This window comes from Pedobacter sp. ok626 (genome assembly GCF_900100435.1).
In the GTDB taxonomy this organism is placed as follows: domain Bacteria; phylum Bacteroidota; class Bacteroidia; order Sphingobacteriales; family Sphingobacteriaceae; genus Pedobacter.
This window is the reverse complement of the sequence record NZ_FNEX01000006.1, coordinates 297,288-316,834: the sequence shown is the minus strand read 5'-3', so window position 1 is coordinate 316,834 and position 19,547 is coordinate 297,288. Positions and strand designations below refer to the sequence as shown.

Here is a 19,547-nt window from a genome sequence, read left to right as displayed (position 1 = left end):
GGTGTAATGACATTATTTTTGGATATTTTCAGAATTGGTAATCTTGTATACTGGGGCTTTATGATCTACAGTAAGCACATTTTGAAACCTAATGTCTTTACAATAGTTTAGTGACACTGCAGCATTTAAGGGAAGCACCACATTTTTAAAGGTTACATTGCTGGTGTAATGCTTAACATCAGCAAAACCATCTACAGATATGGGGGTACCGTTCGCTTTGGCTTTTGACATGTTCATATTACTGAACACCAGGTTTCTGAAATGTGGAAGAGCGGGTGCTGACTCTCCGTCGCTGTTATAGGCCACAGTGGTTTCAATTTTTATCCGCAGCAGGTCGCAATCACTTACATATACATTCTCCACGTAGCCACCCCGATCCTTTCTGGACTTGATTTGTATCCCTTCTTTCAGGTTACCTACTTCACAATCCCGAATGGAAACATTTTTAACGCCGCCAGACATCTCGCTTCCTATGGCCAGGCCAAATCCCTTAACAAACTTACAATCGGAAATATGGACATTGACCGTAGGTCGCGCAACAATATTTCCTTCCGGATTTTTACCGGACTTGATCGCGATACAATCATCTGCTGTAGAAAAGGTACTGTTAAAAATATAACTATCTGTAGATGAATCTGGATCTATACCATCACCATTACGCGCTGTGCTTTTAATATCCAGGTCGTGGCAGGTCACATTGTTGGAATAGATGTAATGGAGTGTCCAGCAATGCGAATCCTGGAGGGTAAGTCCCTGAACATTCACATTTTTAGCGTTCATAATGCAAATCAATCTCCCTCGGCTTCTTATTCCATTTGCCTCAATCATGGCGTCGCCCAATTTAGAACTTCCCCCTGTAATTTTTCCTTCGCCACGGATAGCAATATTTTCTATGTTATAAACCGGATTTCTATCCAGTCTACCGGCATTGATTAGACTGGCGTAAGTATCCAGTTCCCAGCCTTCAAACCTATTTTTAACCATTGGCAAATAATCACTAAGGGCCGTACTGGCTTTAAGTTCGCCTCCGTTATCAATTAAAAGGGTCATATTACTTTTTAAAAAGATTGCACCAATTATAAATTGTCCTTTGGGTACCAATACCGTTCCTCCGCTATTGCAGGCGTCAATTGCCTTTTGAACAGCTCTTGTATCTAAATCTGTATCATCTGCCCTAGCACCATAATCCAGTATATTATAAACCTTACTTACCTGCCTGGTATTGATAGTAAGCTGGTTTGTAGTTTTAGATCTGGTTCCCTTTACATCAACTGAACTGATGGAAAACCTATATTTTGTGTTGGGTCTTAATCCTGTTGCCGTATAATTGGTTTTAATCGAATGAGCTATTTTTTTGCCATTCAGGTATATCTCATACTTTTGTATACGATTATAATTTAAGGGTTTATCCCATAACAAAGTAACCGATGTTGAAGTGCTTGAATTGGGTGGAGAAATCAGGTTCCTAGGACTTTCAACAGGCACAGCAGCTCGGATAGAAGTGTGAGAAACCAAAAGCGTTATTAATATTAAAAATGATCGTTTATTAAATTTCATAAAAGGTTATTTAAAATTAGAATTCTTGGGTAGCTTATTACTTTTCACGGGGGTCCAGTAGGTAGGGAAACCAAACCATGTATCCAGAGTCCCGATTCCAGGTATTTCCGGAAGAAGCATAATCGGTTAAATTGAGTTCGGTAAGCTGACCTCCAGTACGAAAAGGAAGTTTAGCTAAAAAATAAATGTCTGGATCTGCACTTTCAACCAGCCTGCAGTTGATCTGTTGTAATTTATCCATAACAGGTTCATAGTACTGACAATTTTGCCCTGAATTCAATCGCTGATCTGCCGCCAAAATTAAAGGGCCATATTGAATAGCAAAGTGTCTTTTATTTTCATCAGTAAGTATTTTTCCTTTTAAATCCAGTTTAACTACCACCTTATCACCCTTACTCCATTTCCGCTTTATTTCAAGGTATGAACCAGGCTTAATGCTATTTAATATATCGCCGTTTACGGTTATGCTGGTTTGATCAGACCATGCAGGAATTCTGATCTTTAAATTAAAAACTGCTTTTTTAGAGGGATCTACATAAATGACGACTTCATTCGACTTAGGAAAAAAGGATTCCTGAGTAATTGAAACATCTAGATTTTCCAATTTTATCTTCGCTTTAATGTTGCCAAAAAGGTTAACAACAGGACCATATTTATCCATCATAATGGCCATTTTGGGTATTACCATCATTCCTCTCGGACCACTGGCAATACAACAATTTAAAGGCATACCACATTGCATTTCGCCTAAGTGCCGATGCCCATTAAGCTCACTATATTTACTCCATGATTTCCCATCGGGAGTCATTGAACCTAACAAAGCATTGTAAAAAGCTTTCTCAATTTCATCTGCATATTCAGGCTTTCCGGTTAATTGTAGCATGCGATTACAAAGTTTAATCCAGGTTGCTGTAACACAGGTTTCCATCATGTTTTTAGCGGGTATACATTGTTTATCTTTTCCACCATACCAGCACTCCAGGCTACTCCCAGATCCGGTGATCATAATTTCGGTATCTATGATATCCTTTACGGCCTTTTCAACTGCAGCTTTATATTCTTCCTTCTTTGTTACTTTATAAAGTTCAATGAGACCTTCGTAACAAGACATCATCTCATAGGCTTTCTGGCCATTTTCGGGACTAAACCAATTCTTTGGCTTAGGGAAACGTTCTGCAACATGAGTTCCATTAATGCTTTTAGAGATCAGTTTAGCTCCATCCGCCTGCTCCCAACCTGCTACTATAGCTTCTGCAAATTTTAAATACCTGGCATCCTTTGTATAATTATACAACAACACAATAGGCTCCAGTACCGAGGAGGCAGCCATTCCTCTAAAATTCCCAAACTTGCTGATGTTGCGATCCGCAATTTCTTTAATTAAGTGATCGGCCAGCATCTTTGCGCTGCCCAGTACTTTTTTATCCTTCGAAATTTCATAATAGGAAAGCAATCCCAATAGACAATACTTTCTGCCCCAGATATCCCATTCTTTCAAACGGGCCTCCTGTTTATAATTACCGATGTATCCATCCTTTGTTTGAGTAGCCATCAGCCCTTCTACTGCCTGTTTTAATTTCGCCAATATCAGCGGGTCATTAGTATACCGATAAGCATCGCAAGCAGCAGTAAACCATTTCCCCCAGAATTCCGACTGCCAGTACCTGGTTTCAATTCGGGTTTTAAAAGGCGCGACCAGTATGGACACGTCCATTGTTTTTATGCTGTTAGCTATACAAGCATCTATTTTTTCACCTACATAACCCTTAATCTTTTCATCACCCAGTACCAGAGGCCGAAATTTGGTTGCACCTGAAATCCATAAAGAATCATTGGAATGAGCAGGGAGCAGGAATAAGAAAAAGATACAGGTAAACAGAAAAAACTTCATATTAAAAAAATAACCATTAAGATATTTACATACTTTAAACATAGATCGATTCCGAAAAAAAAAAGGGTGAATGTTTCTAATAACTATTAAGTTCTATATTATATTTTCCAGCTTTAAACTGGTACTTCGAAAGATTAGCTGCAGTTCCACCGTACTTTATAAAACGGGAATCAAGCTGTTCTTTACCGTCTTCAAAAAGCTTTCTGTTTGTTAAAGGCAGGTAAACAGTAGCTTCTGTATTAGCAGGAATGATCAATCTAAATTTAATCCTGCCCCTCGATTTTCTCCAATTGGATACAACTGTTCCATTTACCGTCTGGACACTGGAATTGCTATAGCTTAAATCTTCCGGAAAGTGCGGACGTATAATGATGTTCCTGAAGCCGGGATTGCCAGGATCAACATTAATTCCGGCAACAGATTTAAAAAACCAGGCTACCACTTCGCCAAACATTACATGATTTCGAGACAGGGTATCCAAACCCCAGCTCTCTTGGAAGGTAGTTTCACCATTCACCATCCAATACCCCCACGAGGGTTTAGTTTTCTGGGAAGCTATATGATAGGCTGTTTCTCCATGTCCGTTCTCAGAAAGTGCATTCAGCAAATATTTACTTCCTAATAATCCTACATCTAAATGATTATTGTTTGCTGCTATCGATTTCACAAGAGTTTCGGCTACGCCTGATATAAATGTTTCGGGTACAATATTATGATATAAAGCAATGCTTAGAGCAGTTTGGCTACCATTAGCATAGGTAAAATTCACAGGATCAAAAAACTGCTTATTTATCGCAGTTTTGATACGATCAGCTAATTCAGAATAATACTTTTCATCGGCTTTGTTTCCTACAATCCTTGCAAATTGAGCTACTAAATAGCTGTCAATATAATAATAGCATGACGAGGTTAGCTGTATTGGTGTCTTTGTTTTATAGGCCACCCAATCACCCAAACCAAAACTCAACAGACTACGGTTAGACCGGGACGAAAGATAATTGAGATATGACTTACAGTTTTCGTAATGTTTTTTTATCAGCGAATCGTCTCCATAATGGTTGTAAACGTACCATGGAATTAAAATCTGAGCGCTTTCCCAGGCTGGCCCCCCCATACTATATCCCCATCCTGAAGTTGGAACAATACTCGGCAACTCACCATTAGGACGCTGTGCATCTGCAAAATCATTCAGCCATTTTTCATACAATAGTATCCCATCAAAATTATATAGCCCTAATTCGGCTGCAATATGGCCATCGCCGGTCCACCCGTTTTTTTCGCGTTGCGGGCAATCTGTTGGAATACCATGCAAATTCGTAACATAAGACCTTATACCTGCCTCATAAATCTTATTGAGCAGCGGATTAGAACATAAGAAATTGCCCGTTTTAGTTACATTAGTATGGATCGATAATGCGGTTAAATTACATTTATTTAGGGCCATTGGCCTGTCAACTGTAACTTCTACATACCTATAGCCATGATAGGTAAACCGTTGCGTAAAGATTTCCTGTCCCCTTCCCTTTAAAATATAAATATCTGTCTGCGCTGTTTCTGATGGGTCTTCAAAACGATAATGTCTACCTATTTCATAATTATCCAGATAACCTGTTGCCGATAACTTTTCCCCATGTTTTAAGGACACGACCGTCCCTGCTTCTCCCTTAATAACTAATCGGCTTAAGCCTGCCAAATTTTGGCCAAAATCGAACAGATAAGTACTGTCATTTAGTTTTCTCACCTTTTGAGCTATGATTTCTTTTTGGATGGTTATTGGCGGCATCAATTGTGCTTTTAATTTCCCGCTATGTGGACGAACCGCAGTAGCATTTCGCCAGTTCGTTTCCTGATACGCAATGGTGTTCCAACCCAAAAGTTCTAGTCTTGCATCATAATATTCCCCGCTATAAATGTTATTAAAAATGATGGGGCCTGCATGAGTTTTCCATGTTTTATCTGAACTGATAATGGTTGACCGGCCATCTTCATATTCTATATATAAATTCAATATAAACTTTGGTCGTTCCCGCCAGGAAACTTTATCAAATCCCCAAACGGCTTTTGATTGTTCATTAAACCATCCATTTCCAAGTACAACACCCATTACGTTCTCCGCTTGTTTTAATTTTTTTGTAACGTCGTAAGTAACATAATATGCCGTCTTATTATACTGAGTATAGCCCGGGTCCAATAAATGATTTCCTATTTTTTTACCATTTAGGCTCATTTCATAATAACCGAGTCCGCAGATATAAGCTCTGGCCCTTTTAATGGCACCAGAAGAATTGAACACTTTGCGGAAATATGGAGCCGGTTTATAAGCTATGTCGTTGCCATCATTTATCCATACGCCCTTCCAAGCCTGCAATTCCAATAACCCCATCTCCCAGCTTGAAATTTTAGAGGGGACAGATTGCTGATTATTCATGTCCCAAACTAATACACGCCAGTAATATTTTGTTCTTGGCTGAAGTGCCTTTCCTGAAAACAAAACATTGTTAGTTTGATCTGAGTTTACCCTACCTGAATCCCATAAATCGGCAATGCCTAATGCTAGATTCAGGGAATCTACAGATACCTGAATTTGATAGGCTTTTTGAACAGCACCTTTTCTACTGTCAGCAATAATCCAGGATAACCTTGGACGCTGCATATCTAACCCTATTGGATTATTCAGATATTCGCATTTTAAAACAGTTGCCTTACAAATCGGAGCACTAAAAACTTCAAAATTTATACCGATTGAAAATAAAGCAAACAAATACCATATGATTTTCTTCATGTTATTAAAAAGAGAAGATGAAATTGATTGTTACTTCTTAGTAAAGGTTAGAATTTGATGCCTGGACGCTAAGCGCGCTTTTAATTTTTCAACGTTTATGTCTTGTACAGCCACATTAGCCTCCAACGCTAAAGCAGCAGCAATACCAGCACTTTCGCCCAATACGATCCAGGTTGGTTCAACCCGAAGTGAAGAAAACGCGACATGAGAAGACGAAAGACAAACGGGAACCAACAAATTTGTACATTCTGCTTTTTTAGGGACAATGGCCCCATAAGGAATTTGATATGGAATCCCTCGGCGGGCAATTCTTGTTTTATCCGGAAAAATGGTCCCCTCATTTATAAATCCACCATCCGGAGTAGCAATTCGCTGACAATCGTGAGAATCTATTGGGAAAGATCCAACTCCAATGGCGTCAATTTTCTCTGTTTTTTCAAGTACGTCCGTCTGGGTTAAAAAATAGGTCCCAACCATACGCCTGGCCTCTCTTACATATAACACTGGTGGAAAATGTCCATTATTTACAAATTCGTCCCTTGCATATCCCAATCTTTTCATTCGGTTCCGGACATGTTCCGGAACGCCGCTATCTGTGGTTAAAAAGTAGAAGAGACCTTTTGTATAGCTTTCGTGGTCATTCCAAATCATTTTTCTGCGCTTCGGCCCGGCGCCCGGGTAATCCCAGTTTTCTCCTACCAGGCCTATTGAAAGCTGGCCGCTGATGCTATTATTTCCATCCAGTTTATTTCCGGGAATTGGATAAAGGTCAAATGGGATCCCGTTTTTAGGAAACTCCTTATAAAACCTGCGGAACAACTCATAGCGTGCGGGGTTATAATCCTTTGGCCTGTCGAAAGGCACCCTGTTAACTGAATCTTCTGTAAAACAGAACCGAAAACTATAGGTCATTATCCTGTGATCTCCCTCACCTTCCGGCGTAACGATTGTACCTGAAATTAATGGAAGGGGCTTGCGATGCTTATCCAGGGATGGCACCATCACGGGCTTTTTTGGATAGGCCGCACCTCCCAGGCTCTCGCCCAATTCCGCCGAACTCTCCCGGCCAATACGATAGGTTACTTTAGCCGCAGCCATTAAATCACCTTCATAACTGGCATCAATAAACACTTTGCCTGAAATTTTTACACCGGAATGCATCTGAATCATGTAGATTGTGCTATTTTTTACTTCAGCGAAGTTTAATGATTCCTTTAGCAGGATTCTCACGTTAGCCTCTTTCAGCATCGCCTGAAATACCTTTTCGGCGACATGAGGTTCATAAGTCCACACTTTGGTGTCTTTTTCGGCCACTTTATAACCCAGTTTCACACCCCGTTCCTGGTATAGTTTTTCTATACGCTGGTGAAATTCTTCAAATAAACCTCCCAAGGTTTCACGATACATCTGATTAGAATCGCTAAAGCTTAATCCTCCGCTCATCATACCACCGACAATCGGCAATGGTTCTATCAATACCACAGATTTATTTTCGCGTGCCGCCGCCACCGCAGCAGCAATTCCAGACGGAGTTCCTCCATAAACAACAACATCATATGCATTGATTTCCGGCGATAAACTAACACCATTCGGCCGTGTAAAAGCACTAGCTGTCAGGGCTATGAATACCATAGCCAATCCAAAATATATTTTTTGTTTCATTACAATCTTTTTTAAAATAATTGAACTTGTGAGCGTCGCCAACCAGCTTTAATAACCATAGTCCTGTTTAAGGTTAGTATTGGTGTTTATCGCTGCCTGGGGCAAAGGCAATAATTCAGCATGATTAGGTCTGTAAGAATCAGCTATATTGGTGATAAATGCTTGTGTAATACTCGTTGTCCAGTTTACCCTTGTATAGCCTGTAGGAATACCTGTTGTTGGCGCGGGTGCATACATTGAATTGAACCAGATCATCGTCGGCGAATTGTTCTTGTAATACCTTACCTGTGGCAGATTTTGGTAAGGGGCTTGCCTATTCATCATTTTTGTCAGGTTGATTTTGGTTTCAGCAATTTTATCGCCAAGTAGATTCCATCTGATCAGGTCATATTTACGGATGCCCTCTCCTCCAAACTCCAGCCATCTTTCATTTACAATAGCATTAAAGAACTCGTCTTTCCCTGTTGGCGTAGCGCCTATCTGAGCCTCGTTGCCCCTAAAACCTCTCTTACGTACCTGTTCAAACGCAGTTACCGCCGCTACCGTCGCCCCGTTATTGATTTCATTTTCTGTTTCGGCAAACATTAACAGTACATCGGAATAACGGATAACGGGCCAGTTTATCCCTGAAAATAACGTTTGTGTCTTAAGATCGATTGCGGGATTTGAAACCCAGTCCCGTCTGAACTTACCCGCAAATAAAACAACAATAGCAGAAGTTGATTGAGGGAACCTATTGTTGCTGGTATTCACAGAATAATCAGTCACAGTCACATCTTTCCTCGTATCGAGGGTATTAAAAGCGTAGTAATAAGTTGGCAGTATTTTAAACGCTCCGTTTGTGCTGACCCCCACTTGCGGTCCGGTATCTGTTAAACGACTGTCTGTTGCAGATAAGCTACCAGCTAATGCGACTTCAAACAAGATCTCACCGCTCGGGTCAATAAGATGGGCATCTAAGTAATTTTTAAATATAGCTTCAAAATTAGGGTTTAGACTATGGTTCGCCGACTCCATTATATCCCTGCATTCGTCCCTTGCTATTTTGTAATATTCCAGGTAATCAGACCGACGCTCCATTAGATTAGAATTTCTTCTTAAAGAATAGCCTCCGCAAAACAATGCGATCTTTGCCCTGATGGCTTTAACTCCACCTTTAGTAATCCGTTCATCTACAGCTACCCCGGCCTCCTTTCTCCAGGGCACCAGTTCAGCAGCTAATTTAAGGTCGTCCAGGATACGGTTATAGATTAAATCGCGATCTGTTTTAGGCAGAAAAAGATCTGGCTGATCAATGGAGGGCTCAAATTGTACTGATACATCGCCCCAGTTTCTGATCAATTCGAAGTAAAACTGGGCTCTTAGGGTAAGGACTTCACCGTATAATCTCCGTAAGGCTTTTTTATCTGCCTCGGAACCACTATTGTAGGCTTCCATTTTAGGGATGTTCTTTATACAGATATTGGCTCCTTCTATACCACCATACAACTGATTATAAGGTTTTTCCAGCTGGGCATTCTCGGCGGTCGCATTGTATCTTGCTATGGCTTTCGGACCGTTATCACCTCCACCCGCTGAAGTATTTGAATACCCTACACATTCATCCTGATCAACAGTATACATGATCGACAAGCGGGAGCCATAGGCTTGTTCACCTGCCAGATGTCCATACACTCCGATTAACGCATTGGTTGCAGTTGTAACACTGCTGAATACATATGCCTCATCAAAAGAAGAATGCGGTTTAACATCCAAAAATCTTTTACAGGATATGGTTATGATTAAAATGAGGCACAGATATAAATTCTTACGCCCTGTATTATATTTTAATTTCATAGTCAAAGAATAATTTATAATGTCAGATTAATTCCAAACAAGTAAGCTTTATTGCGCGGATAAGCGGAATAATCCACACCTTGTGTAACGGGGGTGGTTCTTATCACATTCACTTCAGGATCATAACCACTATAACTGGTGAATACTGCGATGTTATTTAATGTTCCATATACCCGCAGGCTTTTAACCTTCACTTTTGACAACAGTTTTGAGGAAAAAGTATAGCCTAAAGTGATGTTGTTGATCCTTAAAAAGGAACCATCCTCTATAGCCCATGAGTGCAGTGTATATGCTCCACTGCCCTTTACAGGCTGCCAGATTTTAGCACCTCCATTTATCGCTGACAGAACTTCAGGTGATTCCCCGATAGCTACGACCTTACCACCTACAGTTGTGGTAGACTGGATTAAATTTCCCTGTCCATCCACAGTAAGCCAGCGGTCGCTCATAACAGAAAGCATATTGTTGTTCCTTAAGTAGCCGTTAGAAAACTCGATCTTGTTGGCATTCATGATCTTATTTCCGTAAACAAAGTTCATAAATACGCTCAGGTCAAAATTTCCGTATTTAAACTGTTGGTTTAAGCCTCCACTAAATTTAGGTGTAGCATTACCAATAATTGTCCTGTCGTTTTTTGAATCTACCACACCATCGCCATCCAGATCTTTAAATTTTATAGTCCCCGGTTGCGGAATCCCCGCTACGCTGACATTGGTAGGAACGCCCTCTTTCAGCGCATAAATTTTGGTATCCAGATCATAATTAAAATCGTCCAGCTGATAAAACCCATCCGTTACAAAACCATACATAGCGCCAACAGGTTTGCCCACCTTCACGATATAATCTTCGAGCTGACCTGAAATCCCCCATCCTGAGTTTTGGTAATAATAGTCCTGATAGGTAGACAATGCTTTAATGATATTTCTGTTAAAGGAGATGTTGAAACTGCTTTTCCAGGTAAAATCTCTTTGACTCATCAGATTTCCGGACAGCTGCAGTTCAATCCCCCTGTTGCGTGTAGCACCGGCATTCTGTAATTGTTTAGCATAACCGGAACTTCCCGGAATTGGGATCGGGATGAGCAGGTCCTTTACATCGTTCTGATATGCATCAACTGTGAGCTGCAAACGATTACGGAACAAGCCCAAATCCAAACCGATATTTTTTGAGATGGTCCGTTCCCACTTTAATTTTGAGTTGGACAACTGTGTGACAGCATAGCCTGGAACAAGCTGGTCATTTAAGCCGTATGGGAAGGCCGTACTTACAAATGACTGCATATAAAGAAAGTCATCAATCCGGTTATTACCTGACTGCCCATAACTCAGTCGTAACTTCATGTCCGATAGAAAATCATAGTTCTTCATAAAATTCTCCTGGGATACACGCCAGGCAACCGATCCGGAAGGGAAATAAGCCCACCTGTTGTCTTCAGCAAATTTTGAAGAGCCATCGGCCCTTAGCGTAAAGGAGGCCAAATATTTTGCTTTATAGGAGTAATTACCTCTGGTAAAAAAAGAGAATAAGCGACTGGTAACGTTCAGGGAAGTGGGATAACCCGACATTGTTTTTCCAAGGTTCAACTGTCCGAAAGCTTTTTCTGATGTGATGCCTACCGGAAATTCACGTAGCCTGTTGTAGTTTTGTCGTATTGACAGGTCATAAATTTCCTGGCCCAATAAAAAACTAATTGCGTTGTTTTTGTTGAAGCCAGCTTTCTTAAAACCGGAGTTTGAGAAATTCAGTACATTGGATACGTTAACCGTGCGTTTATTGGTATTGATTACGGCAACCATCGGCAATCCTAAACCGCTGCTAAATGAGGTCGGTGTATTAACGTCATCAAATTTATCTATTTGTCCGATGTTGTTATCAAAACCCGCAGTTGTAGTTAAAACAAGGGAAGGAAGAAATTTATAGGTTACAAATCCTCCTAAATTAAAATTTGTAATACCCATTTTCTGATATTCGGCTTTATTTAAAGCAATGGGGTTAATCAGATATACGCCATTACCGAGGGCATTTGTTTCATTAAAATAAGCCTGGTCAAAATCATCAATCCCCAGTGTCTGGTTGGGTATAAACGGCTTATACCTGATGGTCTGGCGCAATCTGGCTGTTAAGGTAGTACCACCAGAACTCGTTCCGCTTCCCAGGATCTCCTGGTCAGAGGCCCTAAGCGTAAACCCGGTACTCAGCCTATCATTTGCTTTATGGTCGAATTTAACATTGGCTACATTTCTATCAAAAGAGGAATTGAGCATAATCCCTTCCTGAACATTTCTAGTTAAACTGATATTGAATTTTGTAGCGGCGCTCCCGCCTGTTAAACCCAGGTTATGGGTCTGCATCAGTGCTGTACGGCCAAACATTTCCTGCTGCCAATCTATACCTTTTTTATTGTGGTAAACTGATAGCGTATCCCAGGTTGTTCCATAATTATTTGCAAAACTCAACTCCTCTCCATCATTCCCCCGGCTTCGCTCATATTGGTAGCGCACAAAGTCATAGGGGCTCTGGACCCCCAGGTTTTTGGTAAGCTTGTTCAAACCTACGTTTGCATTATAATTAACAGCAGTTTTCATGATATTCCCTCCTTTAGTAGTCACAACAATAACCCCGTTTGCTCCCCTTGCGCCGTAAATAGCTGTAGACGAAGCATCTTTTAACACATCAATAGATTGAATATCTTGTGGGGATATACCGGAAAGACCGCTCTCGACCTGTATCCCATCAATTACATACAGCGGCGAATTGTCCTGTGTAATAGAGCCCCCACCTCGTATTATAATAGTGGTTTCTGCACCGGGGGCACCTTCAGATGAAGTAATTTGTACTCCGGCCAACCTCCCGGCCAGCGCATCCGCAGCTGAAGATACAGGAATATCTTTCAGATCATTTGCACTTATAGAAGAGACAGCCCCAGTAAGGTCCCTCCGATTTATAGTGCCATACCCTACAACAACAATTTCATCCAGTGCTGCTGCTGCCGACTTCATCTTTACCAGCAGATCATTTTGTTTATTTACAACGACTTCCTGGCTTTGAAAGCCCACATGGGTAAATACCAGGAATTTGCTTCCCTCAGGTACATAAATGGAAAATTCTCCTTTTTCATTACTATAAGTCCCCGTATTGCTTCCGATTACTTTAATGCTTACCCCCTGCAATGCAGCCCCTTTATCATCGGTAATCCTACCTTTAACCGGCAATTGTTGTTGGCTTGCTTTTGGTATTTCCTGATTTGTTTTCTTCGTTATGACAACAGTACGGTTTTTGGCATTAATATAGAAAGTAATCAGTTGGTCCTGAAAGCATTGGTCTAAAACTTCCTTTAAACTTTGACTTTTTATGGCTACGGTTATGGGCTTTATCAACTTTAATACATCGGTATTACACAGAAAATCAAAGCCGGTCTGTTTGCGTAGATGATCAATAACCTCTTCTGCTGTTGCTCTTTTTACACTGAGGGTGATTAGCTGTGCATGTGCAGCTTTAACCTGTAAAAACGTAAGAAACAGCAAAATAAAGATTTGTTTCGTCCCGGGTCTGAATGGTGGTAAGACACGGATATAGATGCTGCAAGTTAATGCAGTAAAAATTTTATACATTTGGCCGTTAGGTTTAATTAATATTTGGTTATCAACAACTGGTTAGTTTGCCTGGCTCAGCTTATAAAGCTGAAGACCGGGGGCGCTGCAAACGCTCCTGGTTCTTTTGCAACTGTAAATAATTATTTCATTACAATCACCCTCCTTCCATACAATTTAAAATGAACTGTTTGCGTAAGTTCAAGGGTACTCAACAAATCTGCAATATTTTTAGAACGTGAATAAGTCCCCCAAAAAGTAATTTTCCGGACATCGTCCTTAAATTCAACATCTATATCGTACCATCTCGAAATCTTTTTCATAATATCTCCAAGTGTCTCATTATCAAATTTAAAATATCCATTTTTCCAGGCAACAGCATTTTCTACGTTAACATCCTTAATCGTCATCATTGCTGTACGCGCCAAATTCGAAGCGGATTGTCCTGGTTTTAAAATCACTGAATTGTCGTTTTTGGTAATCCTGACCGATCCTTCTAATAGCGTTGTAGTAATGAGCTTATCGTCCTGATAGGCCATCACGTTAAAATGCGTACCCAGAACCTTTACTGTCTGGTCTCCGGATTTGACTATAAACGGCCGGCTTGTATCTTTGGCTATCTCAAAATAAGCCTCACCGATAATACTTACGCTTCTCTCAGCCCCTACAAAAGATGCCGGATAAGTAATTGAGGAAGCTGAATTTAACCAGACATCAGAACCATCGGATAGTGTTAAATGATAATAACCTCCTCTGGGTGTCGACATGGTATTGTATACTATTTTTTTATCCGCAGCTGCCATTTCCTCCTTATAGGCGACGCTACCATTATCCAGTTTTACAATTTGATTACCGCCTTGTTTGGTAAGTGTACCATTGGGCTGATCTTCCAATGTAATTGTAGAACCGTCGGCAAGTGTAAGTATAGCTTTCTGCCTGGCAGGTTCAATATTTGTAGCTGCAATTTCTTTTTTCCTAGAATTGTCAATGGTAGTTTTTCCAGAATACCAGATTAAAGCAACTGTTACTAATAGTATGGATGCCGCAGCGGCAATCCTCGGTAACGTAAAAATAGGACGTCGTTTAGGTTTAATATTTTCCCTTGTTGAATTCCATATCTCAGTTTTTATCTTTCCGAAATTTATTTCATCTGCCGGCAACCCTCGCTTAGCTGATTCCTGCTGATAAAAATTTTCCAGCATTTGCTTCTCTTGGGCTGTACAGGTGCCGTTCAGGTACTTTTCAATTAATTCGTTCGCTGAAATTTTATCCATCTTTTGGTTCTTCATTATAAAGACACCTCCCAGAGGGCATGGTAGTAGAAAAAAAATTTTTTTTTTTGAGGGGGGATTATTTTAACAACCCAGACAAGACTACAATTAATCCAATTGTATTATCAAGCTTCATTCTAATGATCTTCAGTGCATTATTAATCTGCTTCTTAACCGTTTTGTCCGATATGTTTAATTTTGAGGCAATCTCTTTGTGGGAAAGATCCTGCTTACGACTTAATTCAAATATCTCACGCATCTTTGGCGGCAGGTTCTGGATTTCTACTTCCAATGCTAGTGAAAGCTCGTTTTCAGATATATACTCCAATACCGAATGTTGATGTGTATCGATATATAATGTAAGTGCCTCTTGAAAAGTATTCCGAGTTTTCTGTTGACGAATATGGTTCAAAACTTTATTCCGGACCATTACATATAAATATCCTGAAAGACTTGACTGTAATTCAAACTCAGCTACCCTGGTCCACAATGAACTGAACAATTCCTGAACGAGGTCCTTTGCGTCATCCTCATCTTCAAGCATTTTTAAAGCATGGAGATATAGCTTATCCCAATATCTATTAAATATTTCAGTAAACGCAACCTGATCCCCTAGCTTAAGGAGTCTAACAAGATCTATATCAGTTAACGAAGTATACAAAGGCACACATTTGGTTAAGTAAATATATATAAAATATTTACTAGTAATTGCTCCTTCATGATTGTTTTAACTATAGGGCGGGCCAAAGGCAATCTGCCGCTAAAAAGGATGAAGAGGTCGTTAGCCGTTCTAACAACCTCTTCCCTTCAATTACACCGCCAAAGTTGAAGCCATAAGTTGCCAGTCGCCAGTAATTGAATCATCCTGTTTTATGGCGGCGACCGCCCCACTTGTCAAATTTGGTAACGACACTGTAAATCCTGTCTTTGCCGCGGGATATATTGTGTTTAACAGTGATTTTGAAACTGATCCTGTAACCACAATATTTACGACTACAGTATTATAACTACTCCTGCTTATTTCTATCCAGGCAGTACCGTTCCATACCAGGGTTAAAATTGAATTCGTGGTGCTGATATACGTTGGAGTAATAATGCCGATATTCCCTACCAGACGGTTCACAATACAATTAGGGATGGTGAACACAATATTGATTATCCTTCCGTAATATACCCCCGTCACAGTATTGATACGATTAATGGTAACCGCTGCTCCGGCAATTTTAAAAAAGTCACCATTCGCCGGTAATTTGGCTTCATTAGAAGCATTCACTGTAACTACATCTGCCGCTATAGCCAGACCATTTATATAAATATTGTTGAGTCCATTATCTACAATTTTACCATTTTCGCCGGCAATCGTATTAGTCGCCGCACTATTCGTAATTAACACCCCCTGAGTAGGCTGTGTACCCTTAAACAGGTTATCTTCAATCCTGTTCCTCACTGTTAATGCATTTACCAGTACAATACCCGCATCTAGCGCTATACCATCATTATTGACTGTATTGTTCACAACGACACAATCCTGCGCATTCTCTAAAAGAATACTTTTAGTAACAGTGCTTGTACCTTGAGGTATGTAAGAAGAATTTGAAATAACATTCTCAGCTATAATTACATTCTTTGATGGAGAAGAAGGTGTATCACGGGAACCCACAATCATAATTGCGGGGATGGTAATTCTGTTCAGGCTGTTACCTATAACTGTACAATTATGCATATAACCATATATTCCGTAATAACAGTCTGAAACGGTGTTACCGATATAACTGGAGCTTTTAGCCGTCGGTACCGGTTGTCCACTTAAATGTGTTGAGCCTATTCCAAACCTGGTATTACTTATGGTGTTTCCCTGGATCGTACAATCGGATCCGTACCTTAACAGTATGCCCCATCCTGTTTTATTATGGATAGCATTGTTCACAATCGTGATGTTTGTAGAATATTCGGCCAGGTTATCGGTTATATAGCCCCATACCACAATCCCGTCGGATGTTCCATTCTCGATACGGTTAGATGAAATCACCGTATTTTCGCAATCCGTCCATAAAGTAAATGCAGAATCAGTGTCGTAGATATAGTTATTAGTAAAAATTAAACCCGGGGAGCTATGGGTGCTAACGGCCAGATAGGCATTATTTTGAAAGGTAACAGAAGAGACTTCGCATTGTGTTGAACTAAAAAAACGCAACAAGGCAACCCCATATTACGGGGCGCCAGGAACAACTCCCTTATTACCATCTAGGGTAATATCTCTGATGGTAACATTAGTACAATCTGTAAATGCTAAAAGTGTATCCGGGACTACCGCTGTAGAGTCTGATTTTAAAGTTCCCTGCCCGGAAATTGTCAGATTGGATATTCCCGTCAGGTTCTTGGCGTAGTAAACACCTTCAGGGATCCATAGCGTTTTGTATGCGCAAACATTAATCGCCGTTTGAATAATGATGCTTTCATTCCCTGATCCGGTAACACCAAACCATTTCAGATCTATAATCCCCTCATCAATTCTTTTGTAAACATTTCCGGAAGTATCTTTTAAAATAGTCCCGGTATTATCGGCGGAAGTGGTGTCCAGCGGATCGAAAAGCCAGAAACCCTCCTTTTCAATATCAGAAACATAATACCGGTCAGTAGCCAGCGGACTTGTCATGCTTCTTATGCCCGCAATTGTAGTTTGAATTATCGCCATTGATTCTATTTTAAGTTATTCAATAACAACAAGATAAAAATCAGGAGAAAAAAGGGTGAATGACAAAAAGAATCGGCAAAAAGGACTCGATTTTTAAACCAGGGTCATCTACAGGGATATTGAAAAACATAAGACGATCATTCTTCTAAGCAACCAAGGCTCTGCATTAAAGATGGCTATTGCGAACGAAATTCTGACTATACTTTCGAAACCTCGCCTTCAATAATACAATCCTTTTCGTCGCCAGAGATGTTTCAATAAAAATCATTAGATAAGACAATATATAGCCTGAATTAACGTCTTTATACATGAGAGCGTTAATTTAGATGAAGCGGGAGTGGTCGGAGATCATTCCCGCTTTCTTTTTTATGATGCTTATCCTCCAGAACATCGCGAAACGCAATACAAACGTAATTTTAGCATAACAATGTAACAACAAATATTTTAGGCTATTACCTTTTTTATCGTACATTTAAACATCACAATTATGATACAATAGAACCACAAATACAAAACAATCCCATAACAATATTGTTATGGTAATCATAATTACAAATTTAAACTAAACAAAATGCCTCAAGGAACAGTAAAATTTTTTAATGAATCAAAAGGTTTTGGCTTTATCGTACCTGATAATGGTGAGCCTGAAATCTTCGTACATGTAACAGGAATTGTTGATCAAATTAGAGAAAACGATAAAGTTAGCTATGAAGTAGAAAATGGTAAAAAAGGCTTGAACGCAACACAGGTTAAAAGAGCTTAAGTTAAAAGCAACCTTTATTCCAAAAATCTCCGTAAATCAGACATTTACGGAGATTTTTCTTTATAATTCACAGCCATCTCAGATTAGTATACAGCTTTGATTAGTCTTCCCAACCGTTTTAAGTCAGCCTCTACCTCATTGTTCCACTCCAATCCGTAGTTTAATCGCATACAATTGTTGTATTGATTATATTGGGTGAACATCCTACCAGGTGCAAAACTTATTTTCTGCTTGATGGCTATGTCAAATAATTCGGCAGTATCTACCTTTTTATCCAACTCCAACCATAACATAAAACCGCCTTGTGGCTGTGATATTTTGGTGTTGTAGGGAAAATATTCTTCAATTGCCCTCTGGAATTTGAGGCAACTTGTATAAAGCTTACTTCTCAGGGTACGTAAATGATGGTCATACCTACCATGTTCCAGAAAATCAGCAATCACTTCCTGGTACAAAGAAGGAGTTGAAATGGTCTGCAATAACTTCTGCCTGATAATTTTCTCTTTATATTTCCCTGGCGCTACCCAACCTACCCGATATCCAGGTGCCAAAGTTTTAGATACCGACCCGCACCACAACACAATACCCGCTTCGTCAAAAGCTTTACAAGGTTTAGGTCTTGAAGGGCCAAAGAAAAGGTTCCCATAAAGGTCATCTTCAATCAAAGGAATATCGTATTCAGTCAGCATTCTAACCAGTTCGATCTTGTGCTCGTCTGGCATCAGACATCCTAATGGGTTACTAAAATTACTGATGAAACAACATGCATTTAATTGTGGAAGTACTTTTTTAATCGCCTCTAAATCTACACCAGTTATAGGATGTGTAGGAATTTCTATAGCTTTTAAGCCTAAAGATTTAATGATCTGCACAATACCAAAATAAACCGGACTCTCAATAGCAACGGTATCTCCAGGTTTAGTTACGGCCATGAGACAGTTAAAAATGGCATTCATTGCACCAGAAGTGGTCACAATATCATCTTCAGTAATCTTGCCTTCTAATACCAACGACCATTTGGCAATAGATCTTCTAAGATTAACGCTACCTTGTACCGGCTCATAACTTGCCCAATCATCATTAAGTCTACGTACCACATTGATGACCCCTTTGTTCAGTTTTGCAATTGGAAGCATACTTTTGTCGGGAACACCTAGAGAAAAATGGCTGATGGTTTTATCGTTAAAAGTATTAAATACCTTACTAATCAAATCCTCAGGCTGCTGCTCTTGCGCCGAAGCCTTAAATTTCCCTATTGATGGAAGTGGAAACTTTCTCATGGAGGCTTTACTTACAAAGTATCCAGATTTGGCTCTTGGTTCAATAAGCGATTTACTTTCTAACTCCAGATAAGCTTGCTTAGCCGTATTTATACTTACATTATAGATTTTTTGAACGGTACGGATAGAAGGAAGCTTATCACCAAGCTTTAAAGTTTCGGTCGCGATCTGCTCCTCCATCACTTTTGCAATTTTAAGGTATAAGGATTCCTTTTTCATT

At 39.9% G+C, this 19,547-nt stretch carries 12 protein-coding genes; 1 reads left to right on the top strand and 11 read right to left on the bottom strand.

Features of this window, described 5'->3' with window-relative positions; translation table 11 throughout:
* Positions 1-12 precede the first annotated feature (12 nt).
* The 10 genes from BLS35_RS11210 to BLS35_RS11165 form a co-directional block, all read right to left on the bottom strand.
* The gene (locus BLS35_RS11210; RefSeq protein WP_090780891.1) at positions 13-1,557 is read right to left on the bottom strand and encodes a glycosyl hydrolase family 28 protein; all 1,545 of its coding nucleotides are present in this window, start codon (positions 1,555-1,557) and stop codon (positions 13-15) included.
* 37 nt (positions 1,558-1,594) lie between these two features.
* The gene (locus BLS35_RS11205) at positions 1,595-3,448 is read right to left on the bottom strand and encodes a glycoside hydrolase family 127 protein (protein ID WP_165973243.1); all 1,854 of its coding nucleotides are present in this window, start codon (positions 3,446-3,448) and stop codon (positions 1,595-1,597) included.
* Positions 3,449-3,524: 76 nt separating this feature from the next.
* Positions 3,525-6,230 carry an alpha-L-rhamnosidase gene (locus tag BLS35_RS11200; protein WP_090780885.1) on the bottom strand — a complete coding sequence of 902 codons (2,706 nt, stop codon included), beginning with the start codon at positions 6,228-6,230 and terminating at the stop codon, positions 3,525-3,527.
* 30 nt (positions 6,231-6,260) lie between these two features.
* On the bottom strand, positions 6,261-7,892 hold the full coding sequence (locus BLS35_RS11195) for an FAD-dependent oxidoreductase (RefSeq protein WP_254778830.1): 1,632 nt from the start codon (positions 7,890-7,892) through the stop codon (positions 6,261-6,263).
* A 48-nt stretch (positions 7,893-7,940) separates the two neighbouring features.
* Entirely contained in the window at positions 7,941-9,728 is a 1,788-nt protein-coding gene (locus BLS35_RS11190) for a RagB/SusD family nutrient uptake outer membrane protein (RefSeq protein ID WP_090780883.1), read from the bottom strand.
* Between the two features lie 14 nt (positions 9,729-9,742).
* Entirely contained in the window at positions 9,743-13,339 is a 3,597-nt protein-coding gene (locus BLS35_RS11185) for a SusC/RagA family TonB-linked outer membrane protein (RefSeq protein WP_090780881.1), read from the bottom strand.
* 122 nt (positions 13,340-13,461) lie between these two features.
* Positions 13,462-14,592, bottom strand: a complete 1,131-nt coding sequence (locus tag BLS35_RS11180) for a FecR family protein (RefSeq protein WP_165973244.1) — start codon at positions 14,590-14,592, stop codon at positions 13,462-13,464.
* Positions 14,593-14,668: 76 nt separating this feature from the next.
* On the bottom strand, positions 14,669-15,256 hold the full coding sequence (locus BLS35_RS11175) for an RNA polymerase sigma factor (protein ID WP_090780877.1): 588 nt from the start codon (positions 15,254-15,256) through the stop codon (positions 14,669-14,671).
* A 144-nt stretch (positions 15,257-15,400) separates the two neighbouring features.
* Positions 15,401-16,786, bottom strand: a complete 1,386-nt coding sequence (locus BLS35_RS11170) for a right-handed parallel beta-helix repeat-containing protein (protein WP_090780875.1) — start codon at positions 16,784-16,786, stop codon at positions 15,401-15,403.
* Positions 16,787-16,798: 12 nt separating this feature from the next.
* A complete protein-coding gene (locus tag BLS35_RS11165; RefSeq protein ID WP_090780873.1) occupies positions 16,799-17,284 on the bottom strand; it encodes a hypothetical protein in 486 nt (161 codons plus the stop codon).
* Positions 17,285-17,855: 571 nt separating this feature from the next.
* Between BLS35_RS11165 and BLS35_RS11160 the strand changes: the two genes are divergently transcribed.
* Positions 17,856-18,047, top strand: coding sequence for a cold-shock protein (locus BLS35_RS11160; protein WP_090780871.1), 192 nt, complete (start codon positions 17,856-17,858; stop codon positions 18,045-18,047).
* A gap of 83 nt (positions 18,048-18,130) precedes the next feature.
* Here the strand turns inward: BLS35_RS11160 and BLS35_RS11155 are convergent, their stop codons facing one another.
* On the bottom strand, positions 18,131-19,546 hold the full coding sequence (locus tag BLS35_RS11155) for an aminotransferase-like domain-containing protein (RefSeq protein ID WP_090780869.1): 1,416 nt from the start codon (positions 19,544-19,546) through the stop codon (positions 18,131-18,133).
* Position 19,547: the final 1 nt, after the last annotated feature.

Coding starts and splice junctions, on each gene's coding strand:
- BLS35_RS11190 (WP_090780883.1), bottom strand. CDS start 9,728: ATGAAATTAAAATATAATACAGGGCGTAAGAATTTATATCTGTGCCTC.
- BLS35_RS11205 (WP_165973243.1), bottom strand. CDS start 3,448: ATGAAGTTTTTTCTGTTTACCTGTATCTTTTTCTTATTCCTGCTCCCT.
- BLS35_RS11200 (WP_090780885.1), bottom strand. CDS start 6,230: ATGAAGAAAATCATATGGTATTTGTTTGCTTTATTTTCAATCGGTATA.
- BLS35_RS11185 (WP_090780881.1), bottom strand. CDS start 13,339: ATGTATAAAATTTTTACTGCATTAACTTGCAGCATCTATATCCGTGTC.
- BLS35_RS11165 (WP_090780873.1), bottom strand. CDS start 17,284: ATGGCGATAATTCAAACTACAATTGCGGGCATAAGAAGCATGACAAGT.
- BLS35_RS11195 (WP_254778830.1), bottom strand. CDS start 7,892: ATGAAACAAAAAATATATTTTGGATTGGCTATGGTATTCATAGCCCTG.
- BLS35_RS11180 (WP_165973244.1), bottom strand. CDS start 14,592: ATGGATAAAATTTCAGCGAACGAATTAATTGAAAAGTACCTGAACGGC.
- BLS35_RS11155 (WP_090780869.1), bottom strand. CDS start 19,546: ATGAAAAAGGAATCCTTATACCTTAAAATTGCAAAAGTGATGGAGGAG.
- BLS35_RS11160 (WP_090780871.1), top strand. CDS start 17,856: ATGCCTCAAGGAACAGTAAAATTTTTTAATGAATCAAAAGGTTTTGGC.
- BLS35_RS11210 (WP_090780891.1), bottom strand. CDS start 1,557: ATGAAATTTAATAAACGATCATTTTTAATATTAATAACGCTTTTGGTT.